Annotated in this window: 20 protein-coding genes; 15 read left to right on the top strand and 5 right to left on the bottom strand. The window is 61.3% G+C overall.

Annotated features, from left to right (window positions below; genetic code table 11):
• Nucleotides 1–281: 281 nt before the first annotated feature.
• From M1E07_RS00980 to M1E07_RS00965, 4 genes are all read right to left on the bottom strand, one after another.
• Nucleotides 282–554: a hypothetical protein gene (locus M1E07_RS00980; RefSeq protein WP_461186549.1), complete on the bottom strand. Its 273-nt coding sequence runs from the start codon at nt 552–554 to the stop codon at nt 282–284.
• 322 nt (nt 555–876) lie between these two features.
• On the bottom strand, nt 877–1,176 hold the full coding sequence (locus tag M1E07_RS00975; protein WP_461186548.1) for a DUF4193 domain-containing protein: 300 nt from the start codon (nt 1,174–1,176) through the stop codon (nt 877–879).
• A 445-nt stretch (nt 1,177–1,621) separates the two neighbouring features.
• Nucleotides 1,622–1,852, bottom strand: coding sequence for a hypothetical protein (locus M1E07_RS00970; RefSeq protein WP_461186547.1), 231 nt, complete (start codon nt 1,850–1,852; stop codon nt 1,622–1,624).
• Nucleotides 1,845–2,375, bottom strand: a complete 531-nt coding sequence (locus M1E07_RS00965) for a hypothetical protein (RefSeq protein WP_461186546.1) — start codon at nt 2,373–2,375, stop codon at nt 1,845–1,847. Before M1E07_RS00965 ends, M1E07_RS00970 begins: the two co-directional genes overlap by 8 nt.
• Before the next feature lie 597 nt (nt 2,376–2,972).
• Between M1E07_RS00965 and M1E07_RS00960 the strand changes: the two genes are divergently transcribed.
• From M1E07_RS00960 to M1E07_RS00890, 15 genes are all read left to right on the top strand, one after another.
• The gene (locus M1E07_RS00960) at nt 2,973–3,740 is read left to right on the top strand and encodes an RNase H family protein (protein WP_461186545.1); all 768 of its coding nucleotides are present in this window, start codon (nt 2,973–2,975) and stop codon (nt 3,738–3,740) included.
• Nucleotides 3,741–3,868: 128 nt separating this feature from the next.
• The gene (locus M1E07_RS00955; RefSeq protein ID WP_461186544.1) at nt 3,869–4,126 is read left to right on the top strand and encodes a hypothetical protein; all 258 of its coding nucleotides are present in this window, start codon (nt 3,869–3,871) and stop codon (nt 4,124–4,126) included.
• A gap of 27 nt (nt 4,127–4,153) precedes the next feature.
• Nucleotides 4,154–5,089 carry a hypothetical protein gene (locus tag M1E07_RS00950; RefSeq protein ID WP_461186543.1) on the top strand — a complete coding sequence of 312 codons (936 nt, stop codon included), beginning with the start codon at nt 4,154–4,156 and terminating at the stop codon, nt 5,087–5,089.
• A 215-nt stretch (nt 5,090–5,304) separates the two neighbouring features.
• A complete protein-coding gene (locus M1E07_RS00945; protein WP_461186542.1) occupies nt 5,305–6,171 on the top strand; it encodes a hypothetical protein in 867 nt (288 codons plus the stop codon).
• Between the two features lie 136 nt (nt 6,172–6,307).
• Nucleotides 6,308–7,033, top strand: coding sequence for a hypothetical protein (locus M1E07_RS00940; RefSeq protein ID WP_461186541.1), 726 nt, complete (start codon nt 6,308–6,310; stop codon nt 7,031–7,033).
• 123 nt (nt 7,034–7,156) lie between these two features.
• The gene (locus tag M1E07_RS00935; protein WP_461186828.1) at nt 7,157–8,335 is read left to right on the top strand and encodes an OmpA family protein; all 1,179 of its coding nucleotides are present in this window, start codon (nt 7,157–7,159) and stop codon (nt 8,333–8,335) included.
• A 16-nt stretch (nt 8,336–8,351) separates the two neighbouring features.
• Nucleotides 8,352–8,714, top strand: a complete 363-nt coding sequence (locus tag M1E07_RS00930; protein WP_461186827.1) for a hypothetical protein — start codon at nt 8,352–8,354, stop codon at nt 8,712–8,714.
• Nucleotides 8,715–9,498: 784 nt separating this feature from the next.
• The gene (locus tag M1E07_RS00925; protein ID WP_461186826.1) at nt 9,499–9,936 is read left to right on the top strand and encodes a hypothetical protein; all 438 of its coding nucleotides are present in this window, start codon (nt 9,499–9,501) and stop codon (nt 9,934–9,936) included.
• Between the two features lie 358 nt (nt 9,937–10,294).
• Nucleotides 10,295–10,573: a hypothetical protein gene (locus tag M1E07_RS00920; protein WP_461186825.1), complete on the top strand. Its 279-nt coding sequence runs from the start codon at nt 10,295–10,297 to the stop codon at nt 10,571–10,573.
• The gene (locus M1E07_RS00915; RefSeq protein WP_461186824.1) at nt 10,570–11,100 is read left to right on the top strand and encodes a hypothetical protein; all 531 of its coding nucleotides are present in this window, start codon (nt 10,570–10,572) and stop codon (nt 11,098–11,100) included. Before M1E07_RS00920 ends, M1E07_RS00915 begins: the two co-directional genes overlap by 4 nt.
• 152 nt (nt 11,101–11,252) lie before the next feature.
• On the top strand, nt 11,253–13,184 hold the full coding sequence (locus M1E07_RS00910) for a hypothetical protein (protein WP_461186823.1): 1,932 nt from the start codon (nt 11,253–11,255) through the stop codon (nt 13,182–13,184).
• Complete coding sequence (locus M1E07_RS00905) at nt 13,174–14,802, top strand: hypothetical protein (protein ID WP_461186822.1); 1,629 nt, start codon at nt 13,174–13,176, stop codon at nt 14,800–14,802. The genes M1E07_RS00910 and M1E07_RS00905 overlap by 11 nt, the downstream gene beginning before the upstream one ends.
• Entirely contained in the window at nt 14,799–18,104 is a 3,306-nt protein-coding gene (locus M1E07_RS00900) for a WD40 repeat domain-containing protein (RefSeq protein ID WP_461186821.1), read from the top strand. Before M1E07_RS00905 ends, M1E07_RS00900 begins: the two co-directional genes overlap by 4 nt.
• 332 nt (nt 18,105–18,436) lie before the next feature.
• Entirely contained in the window at nt 18,437–18,814 is a 378-nt protein-coding gene (locus tag M1E07_RS00895; protein WP_461186820.1) for a transposase family protein, read from the top strand.
• Complete coding sequence (locus M1E07_RS00890) at nt 18,777–19,724, top strand: ISL3 family transposase (protein ID WP_461186819.1); 948 nt, start codon at nt 18,777–18,779, stop codon at nt 19,722–19,724. Before M1E07_RS00895 ends, M1E07_RS00890 begins: the two co-directional genes overlap by 38 nt.
• A 212-nt stretch (nt 19,725–19,936) precedes the next feature.
• Here M1E07_RS00890 and M1E07_RS00885 read toward each other — a convergent pair whose 3' ends face one another.
• A complete protein-coding gene (locus tag M1E07_RS00885; protein ID WP_461186837.1) occupies nt 19,937–20,620 on the bottom strand; it encodes a transposase family protein in 684 nt (227 codons plus the stop codon).
• Between the last annotated feature and the right edge of the window lie 660 nt (nt 20,621–21,280).

Raw genomic sequence — 21,280 nt, 5'->3', positions numbered from 1 at the left:
CGAGCCGCAAGAGGGGACTTCGTTAGCTCCTGCCGCACGCGAGTCTCCTCGAGTCCCGATTCTTTGGCCTATTTTGATGATTCTCGGGCTACCGCACCTCGGTTTCCTGCCCGTCGACTGTCAGGGTGGGATTTGAGAACATCATGAGCGACTGTCAATAAAACGGAAATTTCGCCCTATTCTGACGCCACTCCGCTCGTTGCTTTTTTGGCCTGACCGGACTCGTGACAATAACGGGCACAAGAAAAGCCCCGGACCGTGGTCCGGGGCTTTGGGGCCGGCTATCGCTCGATCGTGACGCTGAGGTCCAGATGGATGTCAACAGTGGCGAGACGATCCTGGAGGAAGCATGCAAGGCTCGCATCAGTCGCGGTGTGTGCGCCCTTCGGGACGGCACCGCGGAAAACAGCCTGGGTATTCGTGGACCTGAGCACGTCAAGGGGCGCCCAATGCCGGTGTCCGGCGCTCAGTCGTTCAATGTCAGTGCGGAAGGTGCCGCGGTGGTCATTACGGGCTGACGCGCGCATGGTGAAGGGAATGAAAGCTGTGGGCAAGAGGGTCCTTTCGAATGAGGCAGCCAACAGTCAGCGGCCCCATCAGCAACAAGGCGCTGGAAGGCATCCCTATTCCTTTTTCACTCCAAAAGAGTCGAGCCTCACGTGCACTGCTGAAGATCAGAACCCAAAACCAGCTGAAGACCCCGAATCATGCACGCCTGGCCAAGGACAGCAGCCACAGGCCCTCAATGGCGTTTGGCGACCGGACGGTACCTGTCTGCGAAAGCAGCGAGGGAGTTCTGGAGGAGCGTCATGCTGTCCAGCATGTCCACGGGGGCTGTCCCAGACCTGCTCCGGGACAGCCGGCCAGTAGTGGGGCTCAACCCTCACATTCGACACAGTAGGCATGGCCTTCCTTCTCGCGCACCTTCTGCGAACGGTGGCGGACCAGGAAGCACGAGTTGCAGGTGAACTCATCCTCAGCCTGCGGAATGACCTGCACAACGAGCTCTTCGGCAATGAACTCGCCGCCCGGGGTGAGGCCGTCGAGGGTGTCAGCCTCGTCGAGCTCCTGAACCACAGACTTCGCATCCGGCGCCTTGGCGGACTTCAGGGCCTCCAGCGAATTTTCTTGGGACTCCTTAATGTCGGTGCGCAGTTCGTCGTAATCGGTTGCCACGGCGGTGCATCTCTTCTCTGTTGGGGTGGTTACCGGTCCTGCAACGTACAGGACACGGGAAGAATTCCCCAATAAAGCGGTGCTGTTCCTCCCCCTCCCCTATTGATCGGGAAGAGGCAAGGCCTCTGCCAACGCCCCCGCGGCGTTGTAGCCGGCCGACCTGGCCGAGAGAGGCAAGTTAACGGAATCTTTATTATCGGCGTTCCAGATCAGGCGGGTGAGAAGCCGTGAATGGGCGACTGCGTGCACCGGCGTTTCATCCAACTGGGCGACCTCGTTGCGATTCTGAGTTCAGCTACCAGAGACCGGAACCATCCACTGGTGGTGGTCAGGAACTGGAAAAGCCCCATCCGGGATACCCCGGAAGGGGCTTTTCTTTTCCGCGCGCGATAATGAAAATGCGGGGCGGGCAAAAGCTGTATGGAGCTACGCTGACATGGTCTTGCTACGAGGCCAGGTGCGATTCCCTGGGCGATTCTCGCGCCAAAGGTATCTGCACCGCCGCTGTGCTGATCCCGGGCATTTTCAGGTTTGACAGGCGGACGACAGCGTCCGGAGTTTCGCGGCCGCGTTGTTTATCGAGGGCGACGCGGAGCTGGGCGGCACGGATGCCGCGGCGGATCTTGACGGCCTGAGCCTCGCGTGCTGTGACTTTGGAACGGGTGATTCTAGCCATGGTGCGCCTCCTTTGTTCCTCCATTGTTGCCTGTTTCGGAACCGCCGTCCACATCCAGCTCACTGACGAGTTCCTCGGCTTCTGCCAGGAACTCTTCAGCAGACTGCTCATCCGCGGCCGCAGATTCAACTTTCCATGCAGTATCGAGCAGGTCTCTGTCCTTATCTGTGGCCAACTCACTTTCAGCCAGGAGAGTGAGCATCCCGGTGCCATAGGCGGCCAGCACCTCATTGTCCTTGGAAGCAGTTGCCTCCAGTGCCCACTGGGTGCGGCGCCACCATTCGCTTCGGGCGTCGGCCTCGCGCTTCTGGTTCAAACTCCTGGCGGAGTTCCTTACTGTCTCTTTCAGAGTCCGTTGCTGCATCAAAAGATTCTTGTACCCAACCACGGCGGCCACGCAGGCGGCTAAGAAGACAGCCACCGGGCCCCAGTTTGCGAGCTGGAATCCGGGATCGGTGGGTGCGAGGTTCTCCAGGGCGGCAATGACCTTGTCGGCGATGTCCTGGATTTGCTTGTCGTTCACGCTTCGTAGCCTACGCGTGGTTCATAGAGCTGCAGCTCAGGCCTCGTCGAGGATTTTCGCTATGGCACGCAGTGTCTCAGGATCCACAGGCCCAAGGCCCGGGCAGCGAAGTTCCGGACCACAATGATTCTCCAGTCAAAACCGAGCTGGCAATGCCCTCCTGGTCATCGTGTTCCGCTTGCTGGACCTCCAAAGTCCACCGTATTTACCGTTCCCTGCCAGCGCTTCTTTGGCCTTCCTGATGACCGCTTTGGCATCCCAGATTGGGCGCCGGCCTGCTCGTGCCCTACATCACTCCGCCTCCCGGTACACCGAAGAAGAACCGATCGTCCACACGGCCGAATGTCAGACCGTGCGTAGCGGGGAAACCCTGTCGCAGGTGTAAGGGCCTCATCCGGAACGGCCCCCGGCAGGAAGGAAACGCAAATGCAGTCTAAGCGGTCCATCACTTTTCTCAACGCAGTCACGACCCTAATCGGCTGGGCTGCGAATACCCTTTACGCGTTGTCCCCCCGCCCGATCCTCGGCGCGACACCACGCCCTTGGGACGGCACTGGAATGTGCACCGCAGTAATTCGCGGCGGAGGAACTGCCCATATGGCAACCGCAGCGTTGGCTTATACCGGACCGGATGGCAAGGAGCACCTCGAGCTGTTCCGTGGATACAGCGCCGCTGGCATCTCCGATCACGCCGCGACATCCGCCCGCATCGACGCTCTCGCCTTCCTCGTGGACAACCCCACCGACGCCCGCACGACCCGCCTCTTCATTGACGACCCCGCGCTCCGAAGGGAAGTCGCCATACTCCAGGACTCCTTCCCCACCCTGGAGCTCACCGCAACAGCCGAACCCCACCTCTCCACCGCCGCTTCAAAGGCGGCCAGCCGAGCGAACAGCGTCACAGTTTACGCCAGCGCCGCCGCTGCCCGGCTTTCCCTCCACGACCTCACCAACGAGCGTCGGACGGTCATCGCTACCGATGCATCCATCGTTCCCGGAAAGGCCGGTGCAGGGATCGCCGCCGTGGGCAGCGACGGGCTGGTGTGGCAGGACCGGCTGCCGGGCACCTGCGACATCACCTGGGCCGAGCTGAAAGCGATCCACGCAGCAATCACCCACCACCCGGGCAAAAATCTCCTCGTTCTTTCCGATAGCCAGGGTGCGGTGGCCTTCGCTAACGGCACCGCCGTCCCGGCGCAGGCACGGATGCGCCGCCTCGCAGCCCAAATCCAGGCACTGCGCACCGACCGCAGCATCGAAATCACCTGGATCCGTTCCCACAACGGGCACCCGCTGAACGAAGCGGCGGACGCCATGGCCCGCCATGCCCGCCGCGCGCCCGCACCAGCTGCCCTCGCCGCCTAACGCCCGATCCGGGTGCTGCCCCACTTCGCGAGGGGCAGCACCCGGAGCAATAACCACAACGGCGACGGCCGGGGGCGGGGGAAACCCTGTCACAAGTACAGAACGACAACGACGAAGGAGACCCAACCATGGACCGCAGCGAGACCCTCTCCTACCAGCTCCCCAACCCGCTCCCGCCCCTCCGGCGCGGAAAGTCGGCCCGGCAACGTGCCGCCGCCATCATTACCGTCGGCGCTCTGCTTCTGGCACTACTCGCGGTCGTCCTGTTCCTTGCTGCCGGAAGCGGCCAAGAGCCCGCGGCCCCTGCAGCCACCGCAACTGCCACGCAGAGCACGACTGGCAACGCCCAGAGGACAGACCCTGCCCCCACCCCCATCGGCCTCTAACCACCACCCACGAAAAGGACACCTGCCATGACAACCACCACCTCACCCGCACCGCGCCATGAACCCCGGGCAACACCCGCCAAGCCTGTCACCCTCAGTCACCGCCGGCACCTCGTCAATTGGACCCAAAAGGACTGGTTCCTCGCCGCAGCCATCGCAGTAGCAATCACCGCCCTGGGAGCCGCGACCGACGCAATTTTCGCCACCGAAGTGCTGAAACTGCTCGTGGCAGACACCTTCCTCGCAGCCCTCGCCGCCACCGGAGCGGTCACCGTCGCCAGCGCCTGTGCATTCTTCGCGGGCCATGTCCTTCACCACGGCCACAACAAACGCTGGGGCTGGGCCCTGGCTGGAGTCTGGGCCTTGATCGGCATCGGACTTGCCGTCATGAGAATGGTGCACTCGCAAATCAAAGTCCCCGTCATCCCTGACGGTGCGCCGGACGAGGAAATCAACCGGATCATTCGCAACGCATTGCTCTCCGATATCGGTCTCGGAGTAGTGATGCTCGTGATCTTCCTGGCCACCGGCATCCTGCTGATCCACAAGGCCAAAGACCTCGGCGACCCCGACCTGCGCCGCATGCTCAAAGGTCTCAGTGAACGCACCCGGCTGCTGAAGCTATGGGCCGAGGCCGACGGCAGAGCCATCCAAACCGGGAATCTCCTCGCACGCCGTACCCACCACATCAGCACCGCGCTCGAGCAAGAACGGCGAAACGCACACGACGCAAACCTCGCGATCCGCAATGCTGCCAAGGAAACCTCCGTCGTTGCCCAGGCCGAACTCATCGGAGACCCCACTGCGACCCTCATGACCCGGATCCGGCACGAGGACCACCCCTACCGCCCCGCCGACAAACGCCACACCGACTCCGACAGCGACAACAACACGGGGGCTGAAAACAACGGCACCGACCCCAAGGAACCGGTAAGCCCGGCCTCACCCGAGGACGAGAAGTGACCGCCGGCGCCGGCCCCAAGTGCCTGCACTGCGAAACCCCACAGTGCCCTGCCCCCTCGGTGAAGGATGCCCAGGGATCTGGCCAACCTACGGCGCCAGCGCCTGCCTCCAATGCACCCACGGCTCCAACTGCCCCGTCCACGGACGCTGCTGGACCGGCACCCAACCCACCCATACCAACCACTAACCCAATCCAACCCAGAAAGGCCCACGCCATGAACACGACCCCCGCCAACGGCCCAACCGACATCGAGCTCTACCTGCGCGACACCGCCGCCCCCACCCCCTACACCCTCCGCGAGTGCCTGATCGACTACTGCGCCGGGGGGGCTGACCGCCGGCACCTGTCCACAGCGCAGGCTCAGCCCCGTACCGATGACATCGCTGAGGCCGTGCTGTTGACGCCGTGGGCGGTCGCACGCCGGAACGAATACCGGGCATCCAAGGATCTGGAGACCATCACGCACAACCGCATCGTGGACCCGCTGCGTACCGAGAAGGCCACGCTGCAGGCCCGCGTCCCCCTTCTTAAGGAAGCCATTGGGGTTGCGCAGGAGAAGGCGGAGGCCGCCGAGGACGCCGCCCGTGAGAGTGCCGCCGTGCCTCCAGCCGCGGCCGTTCCCCGCGGGCCCGGTGAACAACACGCCGACCCCATAGCCCTGGCCGCCCGCCGGCAGCGCGAAAAGGACGCCCGCGACGCCGCCGCCGCCACCACCGCCCATGCCGCCGCTGCTGCATCCCAAGCGGCCAGGACAGCGCACGACAACGCCGTAGAACGCCTGGCCGCGATCGACGAGCGCCTCGTTCTCGCCCAGGCCGTCCTCGATGGCCGGGTCGCTGAATGCCACCGGCATATCAGCCGCCGGATCAACGTCTACGCCCGGGCCATCACCCGTCGGCACCCAGACGCCCCCGTCATCGCCGAACTGACCGAACACCTCAATCTCGACCAAGATGCGGCGCGGCGGAGCCAATTACAGGCCGGTGGAGCCCCGGAGCCCGGCCCGCAGTCCCGGCCAGGGCAGGGCCGTCCGTCCTGGCTCAGCATCGTGGACCCCGAACCCGGTCCGGAGCCGGTCTGACCCACGAGACCGCCGGTGCTCGCCCTCTTCCAACACGGTGGGCGCCGACGGCCTGGAAGGGCCCCCGGTCGTTGGGGGAAACCCTGACACAGGTACCAGCAACCGAACACACCACCGAAGAAACAGGAGCCCCAGGATGAGCATCATTGAGAACCTGAACAAACTGTTCGGCAAGCGTCCCGCCGACGAATCGCCCGCCCCCGGATACGAGCACTTCGGCGGCGAACCGGCCGATCCGCGTAACAACCGCTACTGGCGTTCGGTTCCGCACCCCGACCGGATCGCGATCCCAACAATGGCCGACTACCTTATCGAGATCGTCCACCGTACCCGGGCCCACGTGAAGGGGATCGATGACGCGACCGGGCCGTTCCTGTTCGATCAGATAGATGCCGAAGCAGAAGCGGTCGGCGCCGCCATCGAAGAACGCTACCGGGACCAGGTGCGCACCGAACAAGGCCTCTGGGCAGACGAGGACACCCTCGCCTACCGTCAGCAGCAGGAGGCCGAAATCCTCAAAGCCCAGCTCGACATCGCCGATGCCGACTACCGGGCCGGGAAAGACGCCCTGCTGGGTGAACCCGGCGCCACCCCGGCCTGGAACGCCGGCATCACCGGCAAACGGCACACACCCGCACTCCCGATCCCCGGAATAGTCCTGCCAAAGATCCTTGCTTCCGGGCAGCCGGCCACCACGGCAGCGCCCGGCCCGGCATCTGAGAATTCGCTGCACACCCCACCCGGGCCCGACCAGCGAACCGATCACACCGCCTCAACCCGCAGCGAGAGAAACACGGCAGCCAACGCAGCCGGGATCGACACTGTTGAAGCGCAAGACGAACTCGACGACGAGGCTGCCTAACCCCGCACAAAGGCCAGGACCCGGCATGTAATGCCGGGCCCAGGCCCCCCTCCCGAGAGGGGGAAACCCTCCCACCAGTGACAAGGCGCACCAGCGTCAACACCCCGATGAAAGAAGGAACCCATGCGCACCACCACCGCCCCCGCCATCACCGTCCTGGCTACTGCCGCCCTGGCCGCGCTTGCCCTCACCGCCTGCGATGGGCCCGCGATCGGCGCCGAGACTGAATGCGAGCAGCCCGCCGCGCTGTCTATCATCGTCGCCGCTCACACCAACGCCGCACCGGCCCTGCCCGCGGAAGTCGCATGCATGGTCCGAAAAACCCTCGAGGCCGGCAAACCCATCAGCATCATCCGTGAAGACGGATCACCCTCCGTCATCCAGGCACCCCACGTCTCCATGATTGGAGCTGCGAGCAAGGACAACGACATCAACAACGCCAAAATCACCGTCAGCCGCATCATCTCCGGCATCGAAGCAAAGGCGGATGGAGACAACCCCCTGGCGGCCTTGGAACTGGCCGGCAGGCTCACCACGGACACACCCGACGCAACCATCGCCCTTATCGGCCCCGGGCTCTCCGACCAGGCACCCCTGGATCTGACCGTACCCTCCCTGGCCAGCGCCGACCCGAAAGAAGTCAAAGCCAAACTCAAAGCACTCAAAGTCGTCCCGGCTCTGACCGGACGCACGATCCACTGGTATGGGCTCGGTGACCACCACGGCAGCCAGCCCGCCCTGACCGGCCCACAACGGCAGAACTACCAGGACATCTACACCAGCGCCCTCACCGAGGCCGGTGCCACCGCCGTTTTCCATCCAGGGGCCGCGAACGCAGGCACCAAGGACCGGCCCACTGGGAAATACAGCATCCGCCCCGTGCCCACCGCTGAACAAGAAGCCATCGACTTCTCCAAAACCGCCGGAGGCACCCTGGTCTTCAGTAACGCCAGCTCCCTCGGATTCGCCCCCAACAGCACGACTTTCCGGGACCCTGCCGCAGCTGCCGCGACCGGCAAGGAACTCGCTGCCTGGCTCACCGATAACCCTGGCGGACGCATCACCGTCACCGGCACCACCGCGACCGCCGGGACACCCGAAACCCGGGCTACGCTCTCCACCGCCCGCGCCCAAGCCGTCTGCGACCAGGCAATCGCGGCAGGGGCAGACCCCGCCCGGCTCACCGCCACCGGTGCCGGGATCAACTTTCCCGGATTCATTCCCGACATCCTGTCCGACGGGACCCTGGACCCCGCCGCCGCGGAAACCAACCGCACCGTCATGATCACTTTCAGCCTCTAGAAGGGAAACCACCGCCATGACCGACCCCGCCTGGGCAGCCCTCATCACACGGCTCCCCGCCACCGATGACCTGCCCCTCACCATCCTTCTGGAGCTCATCGAAACTTCCGCCACCGATCTGAACACGCGCACCGGCAACGAAATCGCCGCGGCCCTGGGTCCCCGCGAACGCGCCCACTACCAGAGCGCGGCAGCACTCGCCCACACCCAACCAGGTCTGAAAGACGCCGCCGGGCACAACGCCGCCCAGGCCTGGGCTGCCAGCCAGATGACAACCGCCGCCCGGATCTACCGCCGCCACGCCAATGAAGTCCTCGCCGAAATCAACGCAAACCCCTTCACCTACCTCCACACCCACCCACCCACTGGAAAACCGTGAGAGCCCCCGGACATGCGACCGGCTGACCCCCGGCAAATGCATCTAAATGAAAGAACAAAGCAAGAAAAAAGGGGGGCGGTGCACCGCCCCCTGAAAACCAAAACCAAACAAAACAAGCATTACTTGCAAATTATCAGGCACTCCCACAGCCGGCACTTCCGGAATGCCCCAAGCCCCGACAACGGGAATCCCAAAAGGGGGAATCCCTTACACAAGTAACACACCCTGCAGCCGGCAGGGCACCCGCCAAACCGGAACCAGAATCCGAAAGGAGGTGAGCCACATGTTCAGCGTCGGACCACTCGGGTGGTGGATGCGGATGTGGTGGGGAAGCCAGTACTTCACCCCCGTCTACGCCTAACCACCCCAGAGCCGGGCGCCCCAACCTTTGGGGGTGGGGCGCCCACCCAAGACCTTCGCCACCCCCGACGGCCCCGGAGCAAGGGCCCCGGGGGAAACCCTGACAGAGGTGACATACGCGGCAACCGGCCAGGGCGCCAAGCACAAATCATCAACAGCAGCAATGACAACAAAAGGAACGAACATGGCTCAGTGCAAAAAATGCTTTACGACCACCAAGGACTGCACCGCGTGTAACGGCGGGAAAGCCCACGGCCTCCTGGGCAAACTCACCTGCTCCCAATGCAACAACACCGGACAGCAATGCCCCACCCACGGAGCCCATTGGAAATAACGCCCCGGGGGTGGGTACTGCAGCCCCTGCGGCACCCGGAACCCCGCTACCGACACGCGCAACCAGGTTAGCCCCCACGCCCGTTGCCAAGTGTGCGACTGGAACGACGTCCTTACCGCCCTCAATCAAGACTCCGCAATCCAAAGCTGGACACCGCTACCCCGTGCTCACCGAGCTGTCCAGGCCGCCATCCACACGGCTAACCACGGCGAAATCACCATTGTCATCGACAACGACAGCCATGAACGCTGGCTCCAACTCCTCATCTCCGTCTCAGACACCTGCGACGCCAAAATCTGGGAAACCACAGGCTGGTGCCTCAGGGACATGCCGACCATTGGTCTGGCTCAACTCGGAGCCGGAATCGCCATCCGGCACGGCATCCTGATGCCCACCAGCATCAACGCAATCACCAACGGCATCACCCTCGCCGTCACCGCAGCGACGACCCTCTACGACGCCACCAGCGAACCCGCCCACGGCCAACCCCGGACCAATCGCCCCGGTCCCACGCCAGCGGACAAATAAGGGGAAACCCTTACACCACTGAACACACCCTGCAGCCGGCAGGGCACCAGCACATCAACCAAAGTAACCAGCACCAATGAACAAAGGAGAAACGGCCATGAACCCCAGCACAGCATCCACCAGTAACCGGATCCGCCGCGGAGCGGCCGCCGCCACTCTGACCGCGCTCCTGCTCACCGGTGCCGCTAACCAAATGGTGGAAACCCATCACGCCCGCTTACTTCTCCAAACGCGTACACGTCAAACCCACCCAAAACACCACAACCTCTAACCCAACCTCGAAGAAAACTGGGGGCGCCCAGCACACTCGGCGCCCCCAGCACTTAAACACCAAACCAGCAGCAGAAAGGACAAGATCATGCGAGTCCCTAAAACCCTCATCATCGCTGCCGGCACAGCCGGGCTCATCAGCGGCTCGCTCTGGGCCATCGAACCACGCCTCCCGAACCAGGACCCACCCACTCAGCAGCAAGTCCAGCAAGAACACCAGGACCGGCAAACCAGCGACCTCGCGGACGCCGACCAGGCAAGCAAAGACCGGATGCGCGACGAAGCCAACGACCACCTCAACGCCGAAAACGCCCAAAAAAACGGGACCCATGAGCCCCACCCGAAGATCAGGATTCGCATCCCATGAACCCCTTCAGCGCCCCTGCAGGCACCGGTGACCTCGTCGCAGCCCGAAAAAACATCACTACCAGCCTTACCGAAGAGCTCACTAAGGCGCCCCGGATCAGGCAAGGCACCCGGGGCTTGGTGCGCAACCGCACCGGCAACCGCCTGACCGTAGCGTTCGACACCAGCTACGGCCTGGCCGAAACCACCGTCCACGCCCGGGACTGCCGACTCATCCAACGCACCGCCAATGAGAAACAGTTCATGAGCTGGGCCCGACTCAAAACCGCAATCCGTGCAGGGGCACTCATTGCCCTCACCGCACCCATTGCCTGGTACATCATCACGTACTGGGTCCAGTCCGGAACCCTGCACGGCGTCATCGAAGCCCTCACCCTCTCAGCCATCGAATCCGCCCTCGAACTCCCCGGCCTCATCCTCGCCCACCCCACTCAAACACTCGCCTGGCTCGCCACCGGGGCTCTCGTCACACGAATTGCCCTCGGACCCCGACCACGCTTCCTACGCAACCGCCCGCCACGGCGTTAGACCCTGTCGGTATCCACAATGAGGCTCGACCACGAGCGCCTGCCAGGTCAGGACCTCTACTTCACAGGACAACACAAACCGAACCCACTTCCCGTGGCGAGGATGGACGTGACCATAAGATGACCCACAGGACCGCACGAGCAGGGGGGCGCATGGGCAAGCAGAACAGCCAGGAGCAGCCAGACACGTACCGCGAAATCATGCTTGGAGAATTGAGAAAACGGCGGAAGCTCTTCCTCGATTCGGAGCTCGAACAGATTAGCCTTTCTCCAAACCAGCTAGTGGAGATGTTGGCTCGGGTGCTGGCGGAGAAGGAAAAACCAGGCGCGGAGCGCGACATTGACGTCCGACTCAGTCCGATAGCTGTTAGAAGGATTCTCAATGACACTCCCGCTTTAGCAGAAATAATCCGATCCGAGCTTGGGCCCCTGCGGCGAGAAACAATTGAAAATGATGCGCAAAGCATTTTGTGCAAAGATGAAGGTCTTTCCGAAGCTGACGCCAGGGCGGCTGTGAAGGCTGTTGATTCACACGACAGGCGCGATATAGCCGGCTCCTTTACCCGAACGAACAAGGAGTGCGCCGAACGCCTCGCCGATCTGGCAAGCGCGCACCATGACCGGCAGCAAGGAACGGCTGGAGCAGCACAACCGATAATGTCTGAGGAAGAAGCCCAAGTTCGCGGGCCCGCGACGACCGAGATGTTTTATCGGGCAGTGGAACCTGCCATTGGTGACGCCGAGATCGCAGCAATTATTGGCCCCGCCCTCGAAGCCTTGCCTGGCTTGGACCGAGATCTGCGACAACCCACGGCCCTGACTCAGCAGCTGGCGTCCCGGAAACTTCTGCGCGCCGGGCAAGAGAGCCAGCTTAAAGCCGAAACAGCCACACGACGATACTTCCCCTTTGGTCTCATCCGGCCGCGATCCTTGGCCATCGTTGCCGCTGCTGTCTACCTCGTACGAGCGCAGGCTGCGGACGGTATCGTGCGGGCCGCCCGCCCATTGGATGCAGGGGCCCACGGGCTGGCGGCACTGTTCATCAGGACGTTCAACGATTTGAGTCTGGAGGTGGTCCGGAAGGCCAAGTCTGACAGTGCTAAGGGCTGGAATGCTCGTTACAACGCAACTCCCGGGGCCCTAGATTGTCTGCGGGCTGCGGCGCCTGTGATTTCTGCCGGTGAAGTCCCGGATTTTCTCCGGGTGCCCCCCGCGCCGCAGCGGTCTCCGCACCCCGACCCTGCCCATCGGCTGCTCCAGGCGGCGCTTCCACTGGACGAATCCGGCAGTGCGGCCTGGGCCTGCTCACGCTGGAATCCGTTCGGCCAGCGGCTGCTGCACCGAATCAACAAGGAACAGTACATTCAGCAGAAGAATTCACTGTTTCACGACGAGGAATTCGAGTCTGTTGCAGGCCAACTCCCCGGTCTCATACTGACCGAGCTCATCCGGCGTCTTCAGCGCGGTGAAGGGCTGGGGTCCGGGCTTCCCAACAGTCGCGAAACCTATCAGCACACCTCGATACTGTCGTTGAATAAGTTCCTCACCGTCGCGTCAGTAAAGCCTTTTGACCGGGCGTTTAAGGCCTATCGATCCTCCCTATTCAACAGAAAAACGAAGATCCGGACAGGCGCTGGTAAGCCTTCACAACCTCTCCGCACCGCAGTAAATGTTCCGAGAGACCTTCCAAGCGGAGTTGTTTTACTCACCTTGGACAGTGTTCGGTACTCAATTGAAAAAATCCTCTCAACCGTGGAGGAACACGACTGGGCCTGCACTCAGTTCGAAGACCCTTCCGCGCTTCCAGCGGAAACTCTACGAATGGCAGCCGGAGAAATGCTGGAAGTATGCACGTGGGCAGAAATTAACCAAGCCGTTCTGACCGGCATGAGCCTGGACGAAATACTGTGCGCATACCACGACCATCACACACTATTGGGCAACCCCTCGCCGGAATCGGAGGATGCCATTCTCCTACGCGCTTTGATCTTCGATACCATCCTGACCGACTCCGCGGTAAAGGACATTCTGAACAACCTAGCGGCCACGGGCGGCGAGCAGAAAGAAACCGGCCATGAACACTGAGACACTCACTCTTCATCTTTCCGACGACCAACTCGTCCTCACCGGCGCGGAAAACACCCACGGGCTGCCGACGGTGGTGATAGCCCTCGGGCCGGACCTGACCGTGGAAATAACCCCCGCCGTTCGTGTGCCCGTCAGGATCGTTTCCGATAACTACCCCAAGGATCGCGGACGTCTGGAAGCCATCCTCGGGACTGATACAGTCGCGCTGATCGACGCTGCCGGCCACGGCCCACAACAACTGCCCTTCACGCCCGGTATGGACTGGGCAACCCTGCAAGAATTGGCGGCCCGGCGCTGGGACTTGGACTGGAACCCGCTTCCGCTTGACCCTTCGCTCCTCACCTTGGACCTCCTTCGCGCCGAACACCAGGCAATTACTCTGACGGGGGAACTGCCCGATCCCAGCCTTGCCAAAACTGCCTACCCTGCGGCGCAGGCATTGGACCGCCTATTGAAGGCAGACGCCATAACACCAGAGTTCCGAAACCAGGTACTGGAAGCCATCGAAGCCGCCGAAGCAAACACTCCTCTTAATTACCCAGACTCCAAGTCATACACCCTCCCCGGACCGCTGACAGCAGAAGAAATAAAAGCTGTTCTCGATCCCGCACCCACATTGCCAGGAACCATCGCTACCGGCTCACCGGACTGGCGGCTCACAGGCCACGGCCCTGCAGCAACAGCCGAAAACACGATCACCGTGCGTCAGCATCACACAAGTCCGGCAGCGATCACGATCACCGCCCCCGCTGCTCCACACGCCACTCCCGAACACGCGCCCGTTTATCAGGCACTGATCACCGACCCGGACACCCACCGCACCGTAGCCACCACAGCTCTTCGGCATAATCCCGCGGATAACACCTACATCGGGCACACGGCCCCCAAACGCCCGATCTCGGCTACCGATCTAATTGACATACGACACCCGAGCATCCCTTCTTCTCCCCTTGCCGCACCGCAGGAGAGATTGGCCGCGCGCACGTGTAGGGAAACTGTGCGAAATTTCGTCCAAGGTATCCTGCAGCAGCCCACCAGCGATCATTTTGCGCATTCCCTAGCTGCCGCCGCCGCTGCCGACAGAGTTCTTCAACACATCCGTCCCAACGAAATCCATGTTGACTCCTTCGTGGAGTTCCTTTCGCAGGACGAATATGTGAGGGCCGCAAAGGACGCAGCCGACCATGACGAGATGACAGGTAAAGCAACTTTTGGAGAAGTCGCGGCAACATGGACGATCGACTCCAACGCGACCTCAATTCATATCGCTTTGGACGCTCCGCGGAGCATTTACCCTGACGGTTCGCTAGTTCGGCTGCGGATCGCTGATGCCCGTGAAACAGCTACATTCTTTGTAGTCTTCTATATTTACGATGATGAATATGTTGTCGCCGAACTAACCGCACCCCTGCCCTCCGGGCATTTCAACATCGCGATCGACTCTACCCCGCTTCACATCCAGGACATTGATGCAGGTGCCCGGACACAGATTGCTCTTAGCGTCAACGGGTGTGGAGCCGACGGCGTGCGTGCCTGGACTGCCATAGCCCGCACGCTTCCAGAAACTGACCCGATAGCAGCCATCCTGAGGTCTCTTCTTGGTGGTACTACATGAACTACGTGAGACCGAACGAACGCCTCGATGCGCGGTATCGCCTTGCTTCAAAGCTTTTAGGCACTGATGAGGGTTGGATATCGCTATGCCGCGATGCTGTCCCAACCGGAAAGCTGCAAGCTCTCGAGGACGACCAAAATCTTTGGGAGGCATTGAGCTCGGACACCAGCGTTCGTCCGAGAGCGGCCGCCGGCTCCCTGGCAACACCCACGTCTACCGACATCGCTCACGCCATTCTAAACATCGCACATGCCCTGACCGGCCGTCCCGATGCGAACCAGCTCGTCGTGGACTCAATGGACATTCTCGATAACTGTGGCCATTCGAGCCCCGCAGGATTTCGCCCCCAAAACCAGCCGAATCACCGTAATGCGATGCTCGGAGACGTTCAGGCTGTTATCGAGAACGCAAACCCTGATCATCCTTCAGCAACATTCGTCTCCCTTCTCGCCCGCTACCTCTCAGGGGACGATCTCGCCCCCATACGCACGGTCGTAGTCCCAGTCCTCTTTGATCAAGTGAACTTCGGCAGCGTGGGTCACCTGAGAATCTCCGAAATTCGCACAGGACCAGCTGGCATCCATCCCCACCCCAAAACCATGACATTCCTCGTCGTGGACAAGGCATTCAACCAAGCCCTTAGAGACGCATGGGCAATATCACCACTTCGCGCATCTGAACGCTGCCTCCTTTGGGAACTCACCGATGCCAAAACGCACGCCCCATTGCACCACGTAGCCGGAGCCTCACTTGGTGCCGCCTGGTACATAGCCCTAGACGAACTCAAACGTGGAAAATTTACGACGCTGCTGCGGTTCCGAAAACTCGACCCAAATTGCGCGGCCACCGGGTCCTTAGACGGCACCATGCTGGCATCGGTAAAAGGTTACGAAAACAAGCTCAAAGCAGCCGCGGAAAATAACCTCAGAGTGGTATACCCCGCAGTCGACAGCCGCGATGCTGAACGCGCAGCTACCCGCTACGCCGCCATGGCCACTCCGGCCAAAGACGCACCGTCAGCCGTTCGCGCGACCCGAAGTCGCCCAAACAGATGGGCACCGCTGATCATCTTCTCCATGATCGCCGCCGCCGTCCTCACCGCTGTAACCACCGGGATGTTCTACTCCAACCAGATAGCAACCGCAGAACGTAAAGAAACAGCCACCAGCCTCATTAACAAATCCAATGAACTTCGCAGTACGGATCCCAGACTTTCCGCATTGCTTGCCCTGGCCAGTCACAAACTGATGGCCCGCCCTGAGTCCGCTATGGCGATGGCAAACACCGCCCTAACCAATCAATTCACTAGCGCTGTACTTGAAGCCGATCCAGGGCGGATAGTGGCGCTAAAAGGGACCGGGAACATGCTCATCCACAGTAGCCACAAGGCCATTACAGCATGGGACGTGCGATCTCAAACAAAATTATGGACCATCACAACCGGCTCTACCATTCAAGACGTTGAACTTAGCCCCGACGGTCAAACACTCATTCTGATCGACGCTCTCTACGGTTTGATAAAGTTCTATTCGATTAGCAATGCAGAAGCCAAGCTAGTCAGAATAGCAGAGAATCGCCCAGAAGCGGGAACCGTTCCTTGGCACCTGCCTTTAAACCCGCTAACCGAGGGACATCAGTTAGTAGCAATTATCAGGGACAACTCAATAGAGATAGTCGAATTCACCAATCAGGGACGTCGACTAGTGAGGAGCTTTCCGGCAGGCCAGCCGTCCAACACCATTCGGGTTATATCCGACTGGAAGCATAATATTCATACCGGACAGACCGAAAGAATCTTGGTTCTCTTCGACGGGACTGTGCTGACTTGGAGTGTTAGCGGAGGAATTGAACAGTTAGTTCCCCCTGGGCAAGTACCACACATCAATACCGTTGACCGAAATTTCATTTCGAACGTGGGCGATATCCTTCTCTTTGGGACAACCCGAGGCACAGTCATATGGTCAGTAAAGGAAAAATCGCTTCTTCAAAGCCCTGGCGCAGATCCCGTCTCCGATCTGGTTGCGGTAAATCAGGGATTTGCTTCGCGGAATAGCGCCGGGATAACGCTAACACCTGGCGTACCCCGCCCCAACGACGTGTCTTCGTACCCCACAAGCTCGTCGCTGATAACCCGGCCGGGGATAACATCATTTACGTTTGTCCCTGAGGGTAACGTGCTTGCCGCCGCAACCCAGACAGGCCAAATCATTCTCTTCGAGCCCTGGGCGGAAGATGCATTGTCCAGGTCCATGACGATTGCCGAGGCAATCGCTTTCACACCGGCCAATCATCTTGTTGTGGCCTCACGTGTCAAGGGCGGGGATTCTATAGTTGTCAAAATCCCTAAGGAGGAATCCCTGAAGCCTCCTCTCCTGCAACCCGGTCGTTTGGTCTATTCAACCGACACATGGGGAATCGATGGAGAGGTCAAATTCTCGGATTTGGCCGCAGATTCCCGCTACGTCGTTGGCACCACCACAAGTGGACATATTCTAATCTGGGATGCTTCGACCGGGCAACCTCTGAGGCATCTGACCGATGCGAAAGTACTGCCGATGGCAGCGGGAACACCTTCAAATCACATTGAAGTCGCCTTAGTGAACGGCGGCAACACACTCGTTGCATTTAATCGTGGGAATGGCACGTACGACGCGTGGGAAACAAAGTCCTGGGCAAAGCTGGAATCGATCAAGTCAAGCTATTCTAGCAACTGGCCGGACAGGATGAGTGTTGCCCCTGGCGGACTTGAAGTTGTATTTCTTCAAGCCCATCACGAGGCGGCGATTATCGACACCAAAACTGGAAAGCTAAAAACGCTCGTACCGATAGGGGATGCTGGCTCATCAAACGACTCATTCGAGCGAGTATGGATAAACGCAGAGTCCCATCTTGTAGTACAAAGCGGCGACCGAATGTCAGTCAAAGCCCGTGATGGTTCAACCCTGACGACGCGGCGCTTTGACTCGCCCATCCGAGGAGTCATTCCCAGCCCTGACGGAACGACGTTGGCCGTGTATTCAAACGCGCATTCAATTCAACTCTTGGATTCAACAAACCTTCAAGCCGCCCGCCCGGCAATTGAGTCACTGGACGCGCCCTTCCTGCCGTGGTCGGCCTCATGGGCACAGGATGGTCAAATGTTGGCCACCATAGATACCACTTCGGGTTACGTGACAATGTTGTTCCCGAACCAGGGGTCGTGGGAGGACCGCATGTGCACAATCGCAGGAAACGACCTAACACCTGCCGAGCGTTTGACGTACATCGGTCCTGCCGACAGGGGCTTTCAATTTTGCGACTGATTCGCCAGCACCCCCTGTAGGGAGAGGGGGGTGTATAGAATCCGACTCCAGGAGCATGCGGTGAGCCCAGGCCTTGTCGATGGCCCGGCCGCGCCGGCCCTTGACCTGTTGGGAGAGGTTCTGCCGGGTCTCGGTCATGGCCTTGGTTGGCCAGCGAGATCAGGTGGAAGTGATCAACCGCGACCGCGGTACGGGGCAACCAAATCTGCAGTGGTTTACGGGCTCTTCGCGGTTGGTGGGGAATTGAATTCGTGTCATTGAAGACAAGAGGGCCCGTGGCCCTGCTGCGATGAGTGTGTCTAAGCATTCAACCTAGAACAGGACCACGAGCCTTGATCGAGCCTACCGGGGTCGCAGCCGACGCTGCCACCATCCTCTTCAACCTGCCCGACTACCGCGTCATTTCCACCACCGTCACTTCCGGCCGGCGGCAGGTCATCGTCGAGACTGACGCGCTACCGGGCTGCCCGAGCTGCGGTGTCATCGCTTCCCGGCGGAAGGAACGGCGCTTCCAACGGCTCCGCGATATTCCTGTTGCCGGCCCGGTGGAGGTGCTCTGGTCCAAGTACCGCTGGTACTGCGAGGAACCGGCGTGCGACAGGCTCTCCTTCTTCGAATCCACGCCTCAGGTCCCGCCGTGCCCGCTCCACAAGCCGACTTCGAAACCAGCTCGTGGACGCGGTCATCCACTCCGGCCGGGCCCTATCTGAAACAGCTGCCGGCTTCGCCGTGTCCTGGTGGATGGTCCGGGCGGCGGTGACCGAGGCCTGGCTGCTGCACCTGCCCGACGTAGACAAGCTCAGTCCGCGAATGCTGGGCATCGACGAGCACCGGTTCCGGTCCGTGCGCTACTTCCAGGACCAGGCAACGAAGGCCTGGACTCGGTTCGAACCGTGGATGACAACGATCGTGGACCTGGACACCGGCCAGGTCCTCGGTGTGGTCGACGGCCGTGATCACAAAGGTGTCGGGGACTGGCTATTCGCCCGGCCTTTGGAATGGCGTCTGGCCGTGCAGGTCGTCGCGATCGACCCCTCCGCGGCATTCCGGAAGGCACTGCGGATGTGGCTTCCGCGCACTGCTGTCGCGGTAGACCACTTCCATCTGATCTCGCTGGCCAACCAGGCCATGACCGAGACCCGGCAAAACCTCTCCCAGCAGGTCAAGGGCCGCCGCGGCAGGGCAATCGACAAGGCGTGGGCCCACCGCATGCTCCTGCTGCGTGGCGGCGACAACCTCAGCTGCCGGGCCGCCCTGCGACTCGAGGAAGTCTTCACCTTGGACGATCCAACTGGCAGCCTTCAGGCCGTCTGGAAGGTCAAAGAACAGCTCAGGCACCTTCTGCGCACCAGCTCTCTGAAGGATGCCGCAGCAGCCAAGGAAGTCCTCGAAGAACTCGCCAAGGCAGCAGCACGACCTGAAACGAACAGGCTCTACCGCACGGTCTGCCGATGGTGGAAAGAGATCGAGGTACTCATCGTCACCGGCGCAACTACCGGCAAGGTCGAGGCCAACAACACCGCCATCAAAAACATAAAGAGAACCGCCCGCGGGTACCGCAATCCAGCCAACTACAAATCAGTTATTCTCTTGAGAAGTGCCGTCCGGACGGCGGCATGACGCTCATTCCAGGGATTCATTTCCCCACGAACCGCGAAGAGCCGGTTTACGGAACGCCGCGGAGGGGTCGATCGCGACCACCTGCAGAGCCAGACGCCACTCCAGCGGCCGAGCGAACAGCCAGTCCCCGACACCCTTGTGATCGCGGCCGTCGGCATACGGTGCGGTAGAGCCTCTTGGTTTTCGTCCGTGCGGCTGCCGTGACCCGCTCCTCAAGTACCTTCTTGGCCGCCGCAGCGTCGTCGAGGAAGCCGGTGCGGAGCAGGACCCGGAGTTGTTCCTTGACTTTCCAGACGGCCTGGAGGGTGCCGGTCGGATCGTCCAGGGCGAACACTTCCTCGAGTCGGAGGGCGGCCCGGCAGCTGAGTGTATCGCCACCGCGCAGCCACACCCGGGACCTGTCCGGTGTCCAAGTCGACGATGGTTGTCATCCATGGTTCGAACCGGGGGCACGCCTTAGTTGACGGGTCCTGAAAGTAGCGCACGGACCGGAACCGGCGCTCATCAGTGCCCAGCATCCGCGGGCTGAGCCTGTCCATGTCGGGCAACTGCAGCAGGCAGGTCTCGGTCACCGCCGCCCGGACCATCCACCAGGACACGGCGAACCTAGCGGCGGTCTCCGACACGGCCCGGCCCGAGCGGATAACCGCGTCCACGAGCTGGTCCCGCAGCCTGGCCGTGGAGCGGGCACGACACGGCACCTGCGGGGTGGATTCAAAGAACGACAACCGGTCGCACGCGACTTCGTCGCAGTACCAGCGGTACTTGGACCAGAGCACGTCCACCGGCCCGGCGACGGGAATACCGCGGAGTCGTTGAAGACGGCGCTCTTTCCTCCGCGACGCAATGACCCCGCAGCTCGGGCAGCCCGGAAGCTGGTCGGTTTCGATGATCACCTGCCGCCGGCCGGCAATAACAACGGTGGAAATAACACGGTAGTCAGGCAGGTTGAAGAGAATGGTGGCAGGGCAAGCTGCGACCCCGGTAGGCTCGATCAAGGGCTCGTGGTCCTGTTCCACGTTGAATGCTTAGACACACTCATCCCAGCAGGGCCACGGGCCCCCTTGTCTTCAACGACACGAACTCATTTCCCTAGCAACCACGAAGAGCCACTTTGCGAAGGCAGTGTACCCGTAGGTGAAACTCAGGGACCCGTCGATTCTTGCAACTATGTATCGCAACCCGCTGTCTCGGCATCGACACTCATCATTAGTTTCGAGACGACGAGCAATAGGCGCCACCTTTCATGACCGCGTCCTGTTGCAGCACACCCCAACCTGACGTCAGGCAGCAAGGAAAGGGGCGTCAGAATAGGGTCCGATAGGCAGTTCCTGCACATTCACAGCGGACAGTCTTAGATTCCAACCTGACAGGCGACCTTGGTGGTGAGCTCGAGTCGGCGGGTGCCTAGAAATTGTGCAACAGCCTGTTGCGCAATTGTCCAGAGACTGTCTGGACAGTCGGTTCCGCTGCCCACAGCCGAGGGACAATCCTGATGGGTTATCCACCGCTACGGCTGCTGAGGGAGCTACACCAAAGGCTCCCGATTCCAGCCG

This window comes from Arthrobacter sp. Z4-13 (assembly GCF_054792705.1).
Note: the sequence above shows the minus strand (reverse complement) of the source record. Positions and strands in the feature narration are given on the sequence as shown.